Genomic DNA, 365 nt, shown 5'->3' with positions numbered 1-365 from the left:
GGGACGTTATGTTGAAGCTATTGAGGATGTGCCCTCTGGTAACATCTGTGGTCTCGTTGGAGTCGATCAGTTCTTAGTCAAGACTGGTACCATCACCACTTTCAAGAATGCCCACAACATGAAGGTGATGAAATTCAGTGTATCACCAGTCGTGCGTGTCGCTGTTGAGCCCAAAAACCCTGCTGATCTGCCCAAGCTAGTAGAAGGTCTTAAACGTCTGGCTAAATCTGACCCCATGGTGCAGTGTATTAATGAAGAATCAGGAGAACACATTGTCGCTGGTGCTGGAGAACTCCATCTTGAGATCTGTCTTAAGGATCTTGAGGAGGACCATGCTTGCATTCCAATCAAGAAGTCTGACCCTG

At 47.1% G+C, this 365-nt stretch carries 1 pseudogene; it reads left to right on the top strand.

The features are described 5' to 3' along the window. A pseudogene (locus tag F0L74_RS34815) lies at positions 1 to 365 on the top strand (hypothetical protein); the annotation flags it as partial.

The organism is Chitinophaga agrisoli (assembly GCF_008386695.1).
Classification (GTDB): Bacteria; Bacteroidota; Bacteroidia; order Chitinophagales; family Chitinophagaceae; genus Chitinophaga; species Chitinophaga agrisoli.
Note: the sequence above shows the minus strand (reverse complement) of the source record. Positions and strands in the feature narration are given on the sequence as shown.